A 15181-nucleotide genomic window follows, 5' to 3' on the forward strand; every position below is an offset into this window, starting at 1 on the left:
ACCGTCATAAAAACGGTGTGGTGCCAGCGGTGTAGCAATAGGCGTGCCGGGGTTCGGGATTTGTGTTTACAGGGCCGGCCTCTTCGCGGGCTCGCCCGCTCCCACAGGGACTCCACAATGTTCGCCTTTGTGGTGATCCTGTGGGAGCGGGCTTGCCCGCGAAGAGGCCGGCACAGGCGGAATCAGTCTTCTGCCTGGTCGTCACCGCCCTGGCGGCTCATGCCGTACTTGCGCATCTTCTCGACCAGGGTGGTGCGGCGAATGCGCAAACGTTCAGCCGCGCGCGCAACGATACCGTTGGCATCGTCCAGCGCCTGCTGGATCAGCCCCTGCTCGAGGCTACCGAGGTAGTCCTTCAGGTCCAGGCCTTCCGGCGGCAGCATCGCATGGTTGCTGAAGTTCGGCGTATGGCCGTTGATCGCCACCCGCTCTTCGAGGTCGCTGCGCAGGCTGTCGACCAGCTGCTCGTCCTCGTCATCGATATAGCGGAACTTCTTCGGCAGCTCCGACACCCCGATCACCCCATACGGGTGCATGATCGCCATGCGCTCGACCAGGTTCGCCAGCTCGCGGACGTTGCCCGGCCAGCCGTGGCGGCAGAGCGACATGATCGCGGCCGAGTTGAAGCGGATCGAACCGCGCTTCTCGTGCTCCATGCGCGAGATCAGCTCGTTCATCAGCAGCGGGATGTCTTCCACGCGCTCGCGCAATGGCGCCATCTCGATCGGGAACACATTCAGGCGGTAGTACAGGTCTTCGCGGAACGTCCCATCCTCGATCATGGTTTCGAGGTTCTTGTGGGTCGCGGCGATGATGCGTACGTCGATGCTCTGGGTCTTGTTGCTGCCCACGCGCTCGAACGTGCGCTCCTGCAGCACACGCAGCAGCTTGACCTGCATCGGCAGCGGCATGTCACCGATTTCGTCGAGGAACAGGGTACCGCCGTTGGCCAGCTCGAAGCGCCCGGCGCGGCTGGTGATGGCACCGGTGAAGGCACCCTTCTCGTGGCCGAACAGCTCGCTCTCGAGCAACTCGGCCGGGATCGCCCCGCAGTTGACCGGCACGAACGGCGCTTCGCGGCGCTTGGAATGGTAGTGCAGGTTGCGCGCCACCACTTCCTTGCCGGTGCCGGACTCGCCAAGGATCAGCACGCTGGCGTCGGTATCGGCCACCTGCTGCATCATCTGCCGCACATGCTGGATGGCACGGCTGGTGCCGACCAGGCTGCGGAACAGGTTCGGCTCGCGCTGACGACCGCGCTCGCGGGCCTGGTCGTACATCTCGCGGTAGACCTGGGCACGGTGCAGCGAATCGAGCAGCTGGCTGTAGCTCGGCGGCATCTCGAGGTTGGACAGCACCCGACGGCGCAGCTCTTCCGGGAAGTCCGCAGAAGAAATTTCACCAATCAGCAGAACCGGAAGGAACTCATCCCACCCGGCCACTGTCTTAAGCAACCCAAGCACACTGCCCGGGGCATTGACGGTACCGATCAGCACGCAGAGCACTTCGCGACTCGAAGACAGGCCCCCTACGACCTGCTGCCAGTCCTGGCTGGAGCATGGGAGGTTTTCTTCGCCGAGAAAGTTCAGGACCACCGCGAGATCGCGGCGGCGGGCGCTGTCGTCATCGATCAGGAGAATCTTGGTTTCACGCCACATGCAATAGCAACTTCCCTAGTCATATCGGCGCCCTTCTCAGGGCATGCTCGACATCTCCGACTGAATGGTCAGTGTTCGGACGTCTGAAATTCGAAAACAGCCACTAGTAAAGTCAAAAAAGCGCGTACAGTCAAATTAATGGCGCACGGCTTTTTGCGAATCTGTGGTCAGCTGAACAGATGGTATACCTTGGCGGCATTTTTCGCCTGACGGATTTGTGACATCTCGTCGACTATTGATTGACGCTCGCCACTTGCAACGTCGATCAGTTGCCGGTAAACCCCCAACAGCTGCTCCAGGCTACCCCGCACTTCGGTTTCGTTCTCTCGCGCTTCGGCCAGCACATCCTCGACGCACAGGCGACACTCCAGGTCGAGCTCACCCACAGCATCCCAGTCACGATTGGCCAGCGCCGCGAGCAGTGCGTCACGGGTCTGTTCGATACGGGCGATCACCTCGCTCATTTCATCCTCCTTGTTCAGGAAGCCGACGACGGGTCGCCGATTGCATCCCAACCTTCTTTCACGGTGATCAGCAAGCGCGCCACTTCATCGATGATGGCCGGGTCGCTCTTGACGTTGGCCTCGATCAGGCGTCGGCTCATGTAGGTATACAGGCTGTCCAGCTCGGCCAGGCTGTCAGCATGGTTTTCCAGATCCAGGCCCTCGCGCAGGCCACCGATGATATCGATGGCCTTGCCGATCAGGATGCCTTTCTGGGCGATGTCGTTGCGCGCCATGGCCCCTTTGGCCTGGGCCATGCGGTCAAGCCCGCCTTGCATGAGCATCTGCACCAGGCGGTGCGGGCTGGCTTCGGACGTTTGAGCCACACCGTTGACTTTCTGGTACTGCCGAAGGGCCAACATCGGGTTCATGGATCTACCTCGTTGCTGCGAAAAAGGTTGCTTGTACCCTGTGTATCGCCGGGACGTCAAAAAACTTTAGAAGAAAAGCCAAAAGCCCGGGAGCATCCAGAGGACGCCGCCGGGCTTTTGGCAGGGTCAGGCGATCAGGACTTCTTGGCCTGGGCGTTGATGGCCTCGAAAATCGACGTGATCTGGTCGGCCTGGGCCTTCATCTTGCCCAAGGCCGCGTCGAGGGCCACGTACTGCTTGGTCAGCGACTCGGTGAGCGACTCGGTGCGACGGTCCAGCGCCTCTTGCTGGGCCGCCAGCTGCGAAGCCGCCTTGTCCAGGTTCGACTTGCGGGTCGCGAGGCTGCCATCGGACTTGTTGTAAGGGTCGATGGCCTTGTTCATGCGCTCGAAGATGCCGTCGGTGCCGGTGAACAGGGTCTGCACTTCCGGGCCGAGCTTCTTGTCGTTCATCGCCGCGGTGAACTTGGTGCTGTTGAACTCGAGCGTGCCGTCCTTCTGGGTATTGATCCCCAACTGGCTCAGGGTGGTCAGGCTGTCACCCGCGCCGACCTCGCTCAGCACCTTGCGCACATCACCCAGCAGCGAGCGCGTGGTGGGGTCGTTGGTCAGCGGGCCCAGCACCAGCTTGTCATCGGCGTCGCGACTGGTCGAGGTCAGCGAGGTGATCGCCTTCTGCAGGGTGTTGTAGGCGTCAACGAAGCTCTGCACCGACTTCTTCAGGCCATCGTTGTCGGCCGCCACGGTCACCGCGGTAGGCGTACCGGTGGTCGCCCCACTGGCCTTGGCACTGACGCCGGTCAGCTCGAGGGTCATGCCACTGATGGCGCTGTCGACGGTATTGGAGGCACTATTGACCTTCAGGCCGTCGATGGTCAGCTCGGCATCCTGAGCCTTGGCACTGATGAAGCCCGCTCCAGTACCGGACATCTGCGTGGTGCCATCGATGGTGAGCTCGGGGATACCCCCCAGGGAAATGTCAGAACCCGCACCGGTGGTGGTGGAACTGAGCACGAGACGGGAGCCACCTTCCTCGTTGACGATGTTGGCGGTGATACCGTTGGCGCTCATTTCCTTGTTGATCTGGTCGCGCACGCTCTGCAGCGTTGCACCACTGGCCACATCAACGTTGTAGGTCTTGCCGCCCTGACTGATGGTCAGCTGGCCTGCGCTGATCGCACTGGTAGAGCCACCGGCGAACTGCTGACTGGCCACCTTGGAGCTGGTGGCCAGCTTGTCGACGACGATGTCATAGCTACCGGCCACTGCCGTGTTGCTGGACTTGATCTTGACCACCGACTCGTTGGCCGAGGTCGCTGCATAGGCGTTGAACGACGGCGCATCCTTGTCATTGAGACCCTTCATGGCGTCCTGGAAGGCCGTAAGGGCACTGCGCAGCGAGCCGATACCCGAAATCATCGCGCTGTTGTTGCTGGTCTGCCGGGTGATCTGCGACTGCTTTGCGGATGTATCGGCCTTGACCAACGCACTCACGATCTCGGTGATATTGAGACCGGAACCCAGGCCAGTACTGGAGGTAATCGGGCTTGCCATGCTGTTGTCCCTCTCGTCAACGCGTCAACCCCACTCCTGCAGGGCCGACATGCATCACTTCGTTAGCGTTCGCCGCCCGTCATACCTTGGCGTCGAACAGAACACTGTTGGCATCGCTGAGGCTGTGGGCGATACGCAAGGCCTCTTCGGAGGGCAACTGGCGAATCACCTCACCGCTGTCGGTAGCGATGACTTTGACAACTATCTTGCCGGATTCTTCATCCGTGGAAAATTCCAGATTGCGCTGAGACGCCTTCAGGAACTTTTCGATTTCCGAGACGGCATTCTTGACCTTGTCGGCATCCTGCACCGCCGGCACGTCTTTCTTGTCGTCGTCGGGCTTGGCTGAATCGGACGACCGGGCAACCGGCTTCTCGACAACCTGCTCGGCCGAACGTGCAGCCGGATAAGACAGGTTCAGCTTGACGCTCATGTCCATGTCCACCACCTCGCAATGAAAAGGCGGGGAAGCGCCGCAAGAGCACTCCCCCGCCAGCAACTAGGCAGATTAGCCCAGCAGCTTCAGTACTGCCGACGGCAGCTGGTTGGCCTGGGCCAGAACCGAGGTGGAAGCTTGCTGCAGGGTCTGCTGCTTGGTCAGCTGGGCAGTTTCAGCAGCGAAGTCGGTGTCCTGTACGCGGCCACGGGCAGCTTCGGCGTTTTCGTTGATGTTCTGCAGGTTGTTGATGGTGCTGGTCAGACGGTTCTGAGCGGCACCCAGGTCAGCACGGTTGCTGTTGATGGTCTGCAGAGCGGCGTCGATGGCCGAAACAGCGGCGCTGAAGTTGGCTTCGGCGGTGGTGGTGTCCGAACCCTGAATGTTGATGGCGCTGGTAACGCCCAGGTCGGAAGCGGTGAACTTGGCGCTCAGGTCGATGGTGATCTGGTTGGCAGAACCGGTGTTGGAGCCGACCTGGAAGGTCATGACCGAAGCCGAGCCGTCCAGCAGGTTCTTGCCGTTCAGCTGGGTGCTGTTGGCGATACGGGTCAGTTCCGAAGCCATCGACTGGAATTCTTTGTCCAGAGCGACGCGGTCGTTGGTGCTGTTCGAGTCGTTTCGCGACTGAACGGCCAGTTCACGCATACGCTGCAGGATGTTGGTCTGTTCCTGCATCGCGCCTTCAGCGGTCTGGGCGATGGAGATACCGTCGTTGGCGTTCTTGATAGCCATGGTCTGACCACGGATCTGCGAGGTCATGCGGGTAGCGATCTGCAGGCCGGCGGCGTCGTCTTTGGCGCTGTTGATTTTCAGGCCGGAGGACAGACGGGTCATCGAGGTGCTCAGTGCCTCGGAAGCACGGTTCAGGTTCTTCTGAACGCCCAGGGAGGTAGTGTTGGTGTTAACGGTCAAAGCCATGACGAATTCCTCGTTGGATTGGGTACTACGGCTTCCGGCCTTGGCAATTCGCCGGGTGTGGCACAGAGAACCTTCGTAATGGTTATCGTCGTCAGGGCGGGTTGCTTTAGGGCAATTTTCAAAAAAATTACTGGCATCCTGCCAGCCCAATGAAATCAAGGAGTTGACGCCAGATTACAGGCGCCCAGATCCGGCAGCCTGAAAATAAGACGCCGCCCGAAGGCGGCGGCGTCTATCACGGCGATGAACGATCAGTCACGGCGCTCGATGATGGCCGAGCCCCAGGACAGGCCCACACCAAAACCACTGAGGGCAACGCGCTTGTGCTGCGACCCCAGCACGTGCTTCTCGAGCAGCAGCGGAATGCTCGACGACACGGTATTGCCAGTCTCGACCATGTCCTTGACGAACTTGTGCTTGTGCTCGCCGTCGAGGAAGCGCGCGGACACGGCATCGACGATCGCCGCGCTGCCCTGGTGCAGGCAATAGAGGTCGACGTCGTCGGCTGTGAGCGCGCTGGCATCGAGCAGCTGCTGCAGATGCGCAGGCACCTTGACCAGTGCGAAGTTGTAGACCTGGCGGCCATTCATGAAGAACTTGCCATCGGTGGTCCGCAGGTGTTCGGCACCGGCACCATCACTGCCGAACAGCGACTCGCCCAGCTGCCAGGCCGCACCCTCGCCCATCCAGGTGGCTGTGGCGGCATCGCCGAACAGCATGGTGGTGTTGCGATCTTCCGGGTCGACGATCTTCGAATACGGGTCTGCCGTGATCAGCAGGCCATTCTTCAGCCCGGCCGCTTCCATGAAGCCTTTCATGGCATACAAGCCATAGACGTAGCCGGAGCAGCCGAGCGAAATATCGAACGCTGCGACCTGGGTGGTCAGGCCTAGCTTGTGCTGAACGATAGCAGCAGTATGCGGCAGACCTTCGGCGTCGCCGTTCTGAGTCACGACGATCACGGCATCGATGGATGCAGGGTCAAGACCCGGATTGGCAGCAAACAGGTTTTTCGCTGCTTCCACGCAAAGATCAGATGTTTCCTGGGTGACTTCCTTGCGCGGTAGAAAGGTCGAACCGATCTTGCCGAAGATGAAATCCTGATCTTTGCCGAATTTTGCGCCCTGAGCGTAATTGTCGACGCCTTCGACAGGTACGTAACTGGCGATGCTTTTGATGCCAATCATTGTGGCTTCCCGATAGATATGGCGAAAATTCGCGGGCTTTCGCGCCAAGGTCAGGTGTCTCGCGCAACGAGACGACGTGACTGCCCGCAGACTCGATAGCTTAGAGATGCACGTTTCGACTGCCAAGTCACGGTTATGTATACGATCAGCCAATGATTAGGCAAGATCAATGGCTTTACGCGCAACATGATCGCGCGACGGCGGCCAGGCAGCTGTTGCGCGGCTGCCTGGCCGTGCGTCAGCAACTCAGGCCAGCCAGGCCTGGCGCCAGATCTCCAGGCGTTCACCCTCAAGCAGCCAGTTTGAGCGAACCGCATTCTGCAGCGCATCACCCAGCGCAGCGGACGCGCTGCGGTCTTCGAGATGCAGACGAATGGCCCGCAGCCAGTCCGCCGTCTCATTTTCCACTTTCGACAACGGCAAGGTGCTGGCACCAACGAAACCGGCCACCCGGCTACAGATGACCGGATGGGCGCAAGCGGCGTGCTGCAGCACGCGTAGATCGCCCGAGCAGGCATTGCCCAGCGTATCGGCCATGGGCACCAACGCCAGATCCAGGTTGAGTGCAACAAGCGCATTGCCCAGGCGCTCGTCCGGCACCATCGGATGGTGCTCCCGGACGAACGGGCGCAACGCCTGCGGGCAGTCGCCCAAGACCACCCAGTCGACCTCCTCGGCCATCGCCGGGATCACTTCGGCCAGCAGGGTGGCATCCTTGTTTGCAATCCAACCCAGCCGTGGCCTGTCCGCCACACCACGCAGCCCTTGCAACTGGCCCCATGACGCTGGCAAGGCGCTTTCGATCAAGCGGACGTCATCATGCTGCCCCTGCAGCAATTCTGCCAAGGCCGGGGTAGCGACGATCACCCTGTCTGCATGCATCAGGCCGTAACTCAAGCGCTGTAGCAATTCATCGGCACCCAGGCCCGCGGCGAGCCCCATCTCCGGGATATAACCGTCGAGGTCGTATACCTTGAACGCTTGGGAGAATGCACGCAGCCGGCGCAAAGTCAGCAAACCTGCATCAGCCAGCGGACGCTGCAGGACGACTGTAGAGGGCGCGTAACGCTCGATGTCCACCAGAGTCAATACCCCCGTGGTTACCGACCCGTCAACAGCACCAGCATTGCGCAACGCCATGAGCGGCTGGATCACGCGCATCTGACCGGCCGATTGCTGGTCGGCCGCGAAGGCCAGCACCGTCGGGACGATACCTTGCAAAGGCCGCCAGCACAGCCCGTTGTCCTGCCGCACATGGCTATGATTAGCGAGTAGCGACAAGTTGGCATTGTAGGCCGGATCACTGACCAATTGCGGCAACCAGCGAGCGTAAAGTGCCTCTTCCTGTTCGGTGCTGACCGCTGCAGCAGCGTTCGCTTGCAGCAATACCGTGGCGCGTGGAGTCCAGACATTCAGGTAGCCGGCCTGCTGAAGGCGCAAGCACAGATCGACTTCAATCCAGGGTTCCAGCAGCGCATCGACGGTGAAACCACCCAGTTCGAGGAAGGTTGCGCGCCGAATCATCAGGCAGCGATCGCCAACCGCCACACCGTTGCGCTCGGACACCAAAGCCGCCAGATCACCCTCAACGCCCAGATGCTGCCCCGCATAGGCCGGACCGGCACTGCCGCCCAGACCGAGCACCAGACCAGCCTGTTGAATCACCCCGTCGACGCTCGACAGCATGCAACCCACAGCCCCCACTTCAGGCCGCTGTGCATGGTTGAGCAAGGTCTGTAGCCAATCCCCGCTACTGACCATGGTGGCAGCATCCAGCCAGACCAGGAATTCGCCCTGGGCTTCCTGCGAAGCAGCGTTACACATGGCAGCACGTGCCTGCCCCGCCATGAAACGCAGTACCTGGACCCGCCCTTGCCCCACCTGGCACAACATCTCCAGCCACTGCAGCAGCAGCGGGTCGTCATTGCCCGGCTCGATCAGCAGCACCTCATACGCCACTGCCTCGGTGTTGCCCAGCAGTTGCTCGACGCAGCGCTGCAAGCGCGGCAAGTCGCCATCGACATAGACAAGCACACTTACCGACGCGGGCTGCGGATGCCCATAGTCGATTCGATAACGATTTGGCGCCTGCTCCGTCGACCGCACCAGCGCCTGGGAGTAACCACGCTCCAGCAGGTGCGCCTGAATGACTGCGCGCTCGTCGTCGCAGGCCATGAGGCTCGGCGGATTGGCAATCAACAGCGGCTCATTGATATGGCCCACTACCTCGAAACCGTGGTCGGTTACCAGACGCAACTGGTACGCCAGCTCAAACGCCCGCCCAGCTGCAGGTTCAAACCCGCCCTGTTGGAGCACGGCGCGAATGCCATACAACCAGTGCCGCGAGAGTGCAGCCGGGTACGCCAACAACAAGTCCAGATTGAAATCGGGTCGCAGACGGCTTTCGACGCCGCCATCTGCACCGCGAACGGCCTCATCGGCGAACACCGCCAAACACGTGACAGGAGCCTGTGCCAGGTCAAGGGCCGCTACCAGCAAGCCGCTGGCGGTGAATTCCGCCCCCGCGTCGACCACCATGCACCAATCGCAGGGGCTGCTCTCGAGCACACCATTGATCGCTGCCAGCGGCGCCTGGGCGTCAGCGTGCTGCCACTGTACATTGGGCCGGCGCGGCTCCGTGGCACCCAGGACGCATACCTGGATACGCTGGTAGAGCACGTCATCCAAGCTGCCCAGCGTACGCGCCAAGGCACCCGGGTCGCCATGATCAAGCACCAGCACGGCGATCGACGGGGCTCCGGGAGCAGTCAGACGCTCCTGCATCAGCTGCAATTGCTTCGGTAGCGGGTAACGCTGGCGCAGCCAGCCAAGCACGCCGGCGCGATTGCCAGCCGACTCACGACGGGATGCGAGCTGAGTCTTGGCAATGAACACCTCGAGGTGTTGCCAGAAAGGTGCAGTTCTCTCTACATAACGCTGCAACCCCCCCTGAACGCCAGCACTGGCACGCGCGAATGCGTCCGGCTGATCGAGCATCGCAAAGCCTTGGCTACCCATGAAGCTGGCATCAAGAAATGCCTGGTCGATCCCGTGCCCCGGAATGAAAATCACAGGGCAGCCGCACAGGACGGCAATCACGCAGGTCATCGACCACTCATGGGTATAGAGCACTTCGGCCTTGCGCAGCAGCACCGCCAGCTCGGGTAAAGACAGGGCGTTGCTCATGCTGAGCAGCCGGATGTCATCAGGCAACTGCGAGTAGTCTATCCGCTCAAGCGGGTGGCGGTTCTGGTAAAGGTACTTACCCTCACGGGCGCTACCCGGTGCCGGAGCACTGAACAGCTCGACATCGATGGTCGGCAGGCACAGCAAGTCGCCATCCGGGTAGCCATGCCGCGCAGCAATCAGCGCGCCAGAATAGAACAACAGGTCGCTGCCCGCAGCCTGCATGCTCTTGCCGGTCAGGAACCCCTCAAAATTCAACAGGAACCGCGCCACCACATCACAGCCAAGCGGGTTGCCAACAACCACTTCGGGGTAGACAGCGACCGGCACCTTGCCTTCATCCCGATGCCGCTTCTGGGTCAGTGGATCCAGCAGAGGTGTCTTGAGGTTAGGGTTGACCACCTGCCCACTGCAAATGTAAGCCTCGCGCCCGTTGAGATTGAGCACATGGCAAAGGTAATGCAGCGACGCGACGCCCGAGGACGTTTCCCGGTAGTCCGGCGCCAGAATGTAATACGGGTGCTCCGGCTTGGCATACATCAGCCGCAGGCGCATCAGTGCCTGGTCGAGCGAATGGGCGTCAACCCCGGCAGAAATGGGCATCGCTTAAAAACTCCAGATTCAGAAAATACGGGGGCAAGCCGGCTTCATACAGCGCGCAGCTCGACAAAGAACTGAGCGATCGCTGCACATACCTGGGCAACCTGGCGAGCGGTCATATCCGAGTAGAGTGGCAAGCGCACCAGACGCTGGGATACATCACAGGTCACCGACATTTCACCGACGCTGCGTGAATAGCGCAGGCCGGCGGGCGAATCATGCAGGGGTACATAGTGGAACACTGCATGGATATCGCGCTCACGCAGGAACCGGATCAGCTCGCTGCGCTCGTTGTTGTTGCGCATCAGCAAGTAGAAGATGTGTGCATTGGCTGGTCGCCCACCTGGCGTTCGTGGCAACTGGAAACACCCATCGGCCTCCAACGCCTGCAGCTGGTTGTAGTACGCCTCGTACAACCCACGGCGATGGGCGTTGATGCTTTCGCCCTGCTCTAGCTGGGCAAAGAGGAAAGCGGCCGTCAGCTCGCTGGGCAGGAATGAGGAGCCAACGTCGACCCAGGTGTACTTGCTCACTTCGCCCCGGGCGAACGCTTTGCGGTTGGTCCCCTTCTGCCAGATGATTTCGGCGCGCTCGATCAGTTTCGGATCGTTGATCAGCAACGCCCCTCCCTCACCACTGATGACATTCTTGGTCTCATGGAAACTCAGGCAACCAAGATGACCGATCGTGCCCAGGGCCCTGGTCTTTTCCCGGGCGAGAATTGCCTGGGCAGCGTCCTCGATAAGCATCAGTCCATGACGGTTGCAGATTCGCAGCAGCGCGTCCATGTCGCAGGGCTGACCTGCATAATGTACGGCCACGACCGCCTTGGTTCGATCGGTGATAGCGGCCTCGACCAAACGCTCGTCAAGGTTCAAGCTGTCTGGGCGAATATCCACGAACACCGGCACCGCACCACGCAGCACAAAAGCATTGGCAGTGGAGACAAATGTAAACGACGGCATGATGACTTCATCACCTGGCCCGACATCGGCCAGAATCGCAGCCATCTCCAACGCCGCCGTGCAAGAATGGGCCAGCAGCGCTTTCGGGCATCCAAGATTGTCTTCCAACCATTGCTGGCACAACTGGGTGAACTGCCCATCGCCAGCAATGCCGCCGTTCATCACCGCCTGGGCGATGTAGAACAACTCTTTGCCAACAACAAATGGTTTGTTGAACGGAATGACCTGTCTGCTCACGTTCTTTATTCTCCAGCACGTGTCTCAGATGAAATCGCTCAGCGGCAAATAGCCACCGATCAGAGCATCGAGGAACTCGACCTGTACTGCCTGTTCCAGGCCGTTACGGGCAAAGAAATCCCAAGCGCGCTGGTAGTAATGCCGCTCAAGCGCAAGGTCGGCATCGGTATGCCCCGCGTCATAGCCATGCTGGGAGAGCGCCGAGCATTTGACTGCTGCGTATTTGCGGCAGCATTCCTCGATCGACTGATCCAGCATCGCCCGCCGCTGCGGCCGGGTATGTTCGAAATATGCGCGGGCCTGGGGCGACAGTCGCTGATCCAGCAGCAGCGGCGCCAGGTTGTCAGCCAGCCATGGCGCAAAATGGTAGCCATCGCGCCGAGTCCCGGTAGCGATGAACGTATTGTCGTTGAGCTGACCAATGACGGGATAACCATCGAGGCTCACCGGACGATAGCCAAAGTTGTAGCGCACGAAGCCGCTGGCGCGGTGCATCTGGTTGACCTGGTTGATGGCACCGTTGATCAGCGCCGCCACCGACTCCGCGCGGGGCACCTGTTCGTCAACGGTGGTAATCAGGTTGGTCGCGCCCACCACGAACAAATCGTCCCGGTAAGGTGCATGATAGATACCGCAGGCACCGCCACGATTCGGTGTGCGAAGCACATAACGGCCGTGAATCTGCGGGTTTTTCAAGACGACGGTAGCGCCGACGCCATTGATCACGCGAATGCAGTCGTCTTGCGCCCACAGGCGGGTCGCCAAGCTGCCATTGGCCAGCACCACACGCTCCGCAGACAGCACACGCCCATCAGCCAGGCGCGCCCCACAGGTCCGGTCGCCGACCTTGTCGAGGGACTCGACCACACCGTCAACAAAGTGCACGCCGCGCCTGGCCAGTGTCTGCTGCAGGGCCTGGACTACCCCATCCGGGTTGACCACCCCTTCGCGAGGCAGGAACAAGGCGTTGCGGCTGCGGTAGGCCGAAGCCGGCGAGTAGGCCGGCTCGACGGTCGGCTCGACCCGCTCGTAAGGCTCGGCAAACTCCTCGAGGTAGTCGACGATCGCATCGAATGCCTGGTCTTCGAACCTGTTGGACGCGTTATTGTTGACCAGCACGGTACCCAGCCGGTAGTGCTCGGCGGGTATCTCGAACTCTTCGACGAATGCCCCCCACAGCCGCGCGGAGGCCTGGCTCAGTTCGAACTTGAGGCGGTCACGCGACGTGTCCAGCGCCCCCGGCTCCAGTTCGGCGAATGAGTTGAGCATGGCCGCAGCGGCCATCGAGGCGCTGTAAGGCCGTGACACGGGGCCTACGACGGTAATGCGTTCGGCCGGCACCGCACGGGAAAGCCCAGCAGCGATAGAAAGGCCGACCATGCCGTTGCCAATGATCAGAAACATCGCACCTCTCCCTTACAGCAACTTGATGACGCACAAGGACGGATAGGTCTGCGAGCGCTTGATCTCGTGGCGCACCTTGCCCAGCACTTCAGCTACGTAGGCGTACCCCTCGCCCGGCAGGAAGTCACGCTGCAACTGGAAGAACGCAAGCTGCGACCCGGGCACACAACGCGGCAGGATCTGTTCCAGGGCGAAGCGAGTCGGCCCCTCCAGGTTCATGTCAAAAAACGCCAGCGCCACCAGTAGATTGCGGTTTTCCTCGATGAAACGCGGCAAGGTGTCCTTGATATCGCCTTCGACCACCTGGTGGCCGCTGGAAACCTGTGGGAGTGCATTGATGCTCTCATGCACCGCCAGCAAATGACGCAGGTAATCGGCATAGCCGCTGCCAGTGTCGTAACAGCCGTCCTGGAAGTGCTCGTTGGCTACCTTGTTGTCGCAGGCGTGGGACTTGTAGCCGGCAAATGTATCGAACGCCGCTACCCTGCGCTGCTTGTTGAAGGGTTCGAAAATAGCCCGCAGGTTCTCGCAGAGCACCGCGTTCTGGCCGCGCCAGGTGCCGAAGTCGAGCACCGAGCCGGGAAGCGAGACAATTTCGCGGTACAGGTCGGAAATCGCCAGCATCCGCGCCAGGGAAGCAGAACGGATGAACAAACCAAGGTTGCGCTCTTTTTCGGCATCATCGAGCGGGGCGTTGGCAAAGGACTGCCAGAGTTGCTCGCGTGCCTCAAGCTGGCTGTCGCTGGATTGGGTAACGGAAGTGGAGCCTTTCTTGAGCATTGGATATCTCCAGGAAACAGGGAAGTCGAACGGCAAGTCACGCGGCCTTGCGCACGAGCAAGGTGAATTCATACAGGCCATAGTCGTGCAAGAGTGCCACCTGCCTGGAGTAGGTTCTTTTGCACAGATCAAAGTAGAAGCACGGGTCGCCGTAATAGAGGTAGTCACGCATGTATGGCGCGTCGGAGTAACTGGTGAGGCAATTGAATGCGAAGCCTTTGAGCGAACTGGCATCCATGTCGCGAAGGACCCCGGCGATGTAGTTTTCCCAGGCATCACGCGGAGTCTGTTGCGACACGTTGAAAATGCCGCTGGCCACCGTGTAATCCGCCTTTCGGCTGGGCCGATCAGCGACCTCGAAGCGGCTCAGTGGATCCGCACCGTGCTTGGCGCGGGCCGAGGCGATCATTTCGGGGGACAGGTCGTAGCCGTGATAATCCACCACGGCGCCACGCTCACGCAGCCAGTCGAGCAATGCGCCGTAGCCGCACCCCACGTCGACGAGACTGAAGCCCTGCTGCCATTCCTCGTGGGGTACCAGCTTGAGCAGCTGTTCGAAACGCAGATTCTGAGAAGCGCTACCGTTCCAGTCCACGCCTTCCGGCGTGGCACCATGCTCGCGGATACGCGAGGAATAGTACTGCTCCACCTTGCGCAGTATGGTCGTGCTCATGATCGCCGCTCCAGAAAGGCTGGCGCGTCGGCGCCGGTATTGAACAACAGGTCGATGACACTCAACGCGTGCTGAAACTCGCCATGCAGTTGCGAGTACTCGGGGTAACCGTCATAACTCATGTACGACAGCCCGATCCCGGCAGCGGCGAATGCCGCCTCGTCCAGATAACAGCTGGCGGCCGGCCCCGACAGGTAATGCGTGCCACCCACTGCCTGACATAATTGGATCAAGCGCTCGTTCTTGCCGGTTGCCTGCCCCAGTTCTTCGGCGCGATAAAGCGGCGTGTGGATATTCAACAATGGGCACAGGCCAGCGATGAACAAATGGTTGATACGGGATAGTTGAGTGAGCTCGGCGGCTTGCTCGAAGAGTGCCCTGATCGGCCCTTCCATCTGCATGAAGCAAGCGGCGCGGCGATAGCTCATTTCAATGGTCTTCCAGTGCGCAGCCGCCCAGCCAGGCTCGCTGACCACCACTTCATTGATCAACTGCTCGTAACGCCCCTTGTTTTTCACTGGAATGCTCAGCCAGTGCTCGCCCTGAGCCGTCTTGATCCTGTTGCGATTGCGCCAGTCCCGGCGCGTGTACTGCACATCGTCGAACAGAATGAAAGCATCGACGCTGCGTATCAGGTCGAAATACCCTTTCCAGGGAATGTAATTGGACTGCAGCACAGCCACTTTCTTTTGCATCCACGACCTCGC

General features: G+C 60.6%; 13 protein-coding genes. All 13 read right to left on the reverse strand.

Annotated features, from left to right (window positions below):
- Window positions 1-182: 182 nt before the first annotated feature.
- The 13 genes from fleQ to CAF78_RS00965 all read right to left on the reverse strand — a co-directional run bounded on the left by fleQ (window position 183) and on the right by CAF78_RS00965 (window position 15157).
- Complete coding sequence (fleQ, locus tag CAF78_RS00905) at window positions 183-1658, reverse strand: transcriptional regulator FleQ (protein WP_085677770.1); 1476 nt, start codon at window positions 1656-1658, stop codon at window positions 183-185.
- Window positions 1659-1825: 167 nt separating this feature from the next.
- Entirely contained in the window at window positions 1826-2122 is a 297-nt protein-coding gene (locus tag CAF78_RS00910) for a flagellar protein FliT (RefSeq protein ID WP_085677769.1), read from the reverse strand.
- Window positions 2123-2136: 14 nt separating this feature from the next.
- Window positions 2137-2532, reverse strand: coding sequence for a flagellar export chaperone FliS (gene fliS / locus CAF78_RS00915; protein WP_085677768.1), 396 nt, complete (start codon window positions 2530-2532; stop codon window positions 2137-2139).
- A 134-nt stretch (window positions 2533-2666) separates the two neighbouring features.
- On the reverse strand, window positions 2667-4085 hold the full coding sequence (gene fliD, locus CAF78_RS00920; RefSeq protein ID WP_085677767.1) for a flagellar filament capping protein FliD: 1419 nt from the start codon (window positions 4083-4085) through the stop codon (window positions 2667-2669).
- 79 nt (window positions 4086-4164) lie between these two features.
- The gene (locus CAF78_RS00925) at window positions 4165-4524 is read right to left on the reverse strand and encodes a flagellar protein FlaG (protein WP_085677766.1); all 360 of its coding nucleotides are present in this window, start codon (window positions 4522-4524) and stop codon (window positions 4165-4167) included.
- Window positions 4525-4593: 69 nt separating this feature from the next.
- Window positions 4594-5442, reverse strand: coding sequence for a flagellin domain-containing protein (locus tag CAF78_RS00930; protein WP_085677765.1), 849 nt, complete (start codon window positions 5440-5442; stop codon window positions 4594-4596).
- A 251-nt stretch (window positions 5443-5693) separates the two neighbouring features.
- Entirely contained in the window at window positions 5694-6629 is a 936-nt protein-coding gene (locus tag CAF78_RS00935; protein WP_085677764.1) for a ketoacyl-ACP synthase III, read from the reverse strand.
- A 246-nt stretch (window positions 6630-6875) separates the two neighbouring features.
- Window positions 6876-10418 (reverse strand): glycosyltransferase, encoded by a 3543-nt coding sequence (locus CAF78_RS00940; RefSeq protein WP_085677763.1) that lies wholly within the window; start codon window positions 10416-10418, stop codon window positions 6876-6878.
- A gap of 44 nt (window positions 10419-10462) precedes the next feature.
- Window positions 10463-11617, reverse strand: a complete 1155-nt coding sequence (rffA, locus tag CAF78_RS00945; protein ID WP_177408481.1) for a dTDP-4-amino-4,6-dideoxygalactose transaminase — start codon at window positions 11615-11617, stop codon at window positions 10463-10465.
- Between the two features lie 24 nt (window positions 11618-11641).
- Window positions 11642-13021 (reverse strand): FAD-binding oxidoreductase, encoded by a 1380-nt coding sequence (locus CAF78_RS00950; protein ID WP_085677761.1) that lies wholly within the window; start codon window positions 13019-13021, stop codon window positions 11642-11644.
- A gap of 12 nt (window positions 13022-13033) precedes the next feature.
- Window positions 13034-13801, reverse strand: a complete 768-nt coding sequence (locus tag CAF78_RS00955) for a hypothetical protein (protein WP_085677760.1) — start codon at window positions 13799-13801, stop codon at window positions 13034-13036.
- Between the two features lie 37 nt (window positions 13802-13838).
- Window positions 13839-14474 carry a class I SAM-dependent methyltransferase gene (locus CAF78_RS00960; RefSeq protein WP_085677759.1) on the reverse strand — a complete coding sequence of 212 codons (636 nt, stop codon included), beginning with the start codon at window positions 14472-14474 and terminating at the stop codon, window positions 13839-13841.
- Complete coding sequence (locus CAF78_RS00965) at window positions 14471-15157, reverse strand: WbqC family protein (RefSeq protein ID WP_256573952.1); 687 nt, start codon at window positions 15155-15157, stop codon at window positions 14471-14473. The genes CAF78_RS00960 and CAF78_RS00965 overlap by 4 nt, the downstream gene beginning before the upstream one ends.
- Window positions 15158-15181 lie beyond the last annotated feature (24 nt).

Source organism: Pseudomonas sp. R28(2017), assembly GCF_002112505.1.
Classification (GTDB): domain Bacteria; phylum Pseudomonadota; class Gammaproteobacteria; order Pseudomonadales; family Pseudomonadaceae; genus Aquipseudomonas.

Coding starts and splice junctions, on each gene's coding strand:
- CAF78_RS00930 (WP_085677765.1), bottom strand. CDS start 5,442: ATGGCTTTGACCGTTAACACCAACACTACCTCCCTGGGCGTTCAGAAG.
- fliD (WP_085677767.1), bottom strand. CDS start 4,085: ATGGCAAGCCCGATTACCTCCAGTACTGGCCTGGGTTCCGGTCTCAAT.
- CAF78_RS00925 (WP_085677766.1), bottom strand. CDS start 4,524: ATGGACATGAGCGTCAAGCTGAACCTGTCTTATCCGGCTGCACGTTCG.
- CAF78_RS00940 (WP_085677763.1), bottom strand. CDS start 10,418: ATGCCCATTTCTGCCGGGGTTGACGCCCATTCGCTCGACCAGGCACTG.
- fliS (WP_085677768.1), bottom strand. CDS start 2,532: ATGAACCCGATGTTGGCCCTTCGGCAGTACCAGAAAGTCAACGGTGTG.
- CAF78_RS00935 (WP_085677764.1), bottom strand. CDS start 6,629: ATGATTGGCATCAAAAGCATCGCCAGTTACGTACCTGTCGAAGGCGTC.
- CAF78_RS00910 (WP_085677769.1), bottom strand. CDS start 2,122: ATGAGCGAGGTGATCGCCCGTATCGAACAGACCCGTGACGCACTGCTC.
- CAF78_RS00955 (WP_085677760.1), bottom strand. CDS start 13,801: ATGCTCAAGAAAGGCTCCACTTCCGTTACCCAATCCAGCGACAGCCAG.
- CAF78_RS00950 (WP_085677761.1), bottom strand. CDS start 13,021: ATGTTTCTGATCATTGGCAACGGCATGGTCGGCCTTTCTATCGCTGCT.
- fleQ (WP_085677770.1), bottom strand. CDS start 1,658: ATGTGGCGTGAAACCAAGATTCTCCTGATCGATGACGACAGCGCCCGC.
- CAF78_RS00960 (WP_085677759.1), bottom strand. CDS start 14,474: ATGAGCACGACCATACTGCGCAAGGTGGAGCAGTACTATTCCTCGCGT.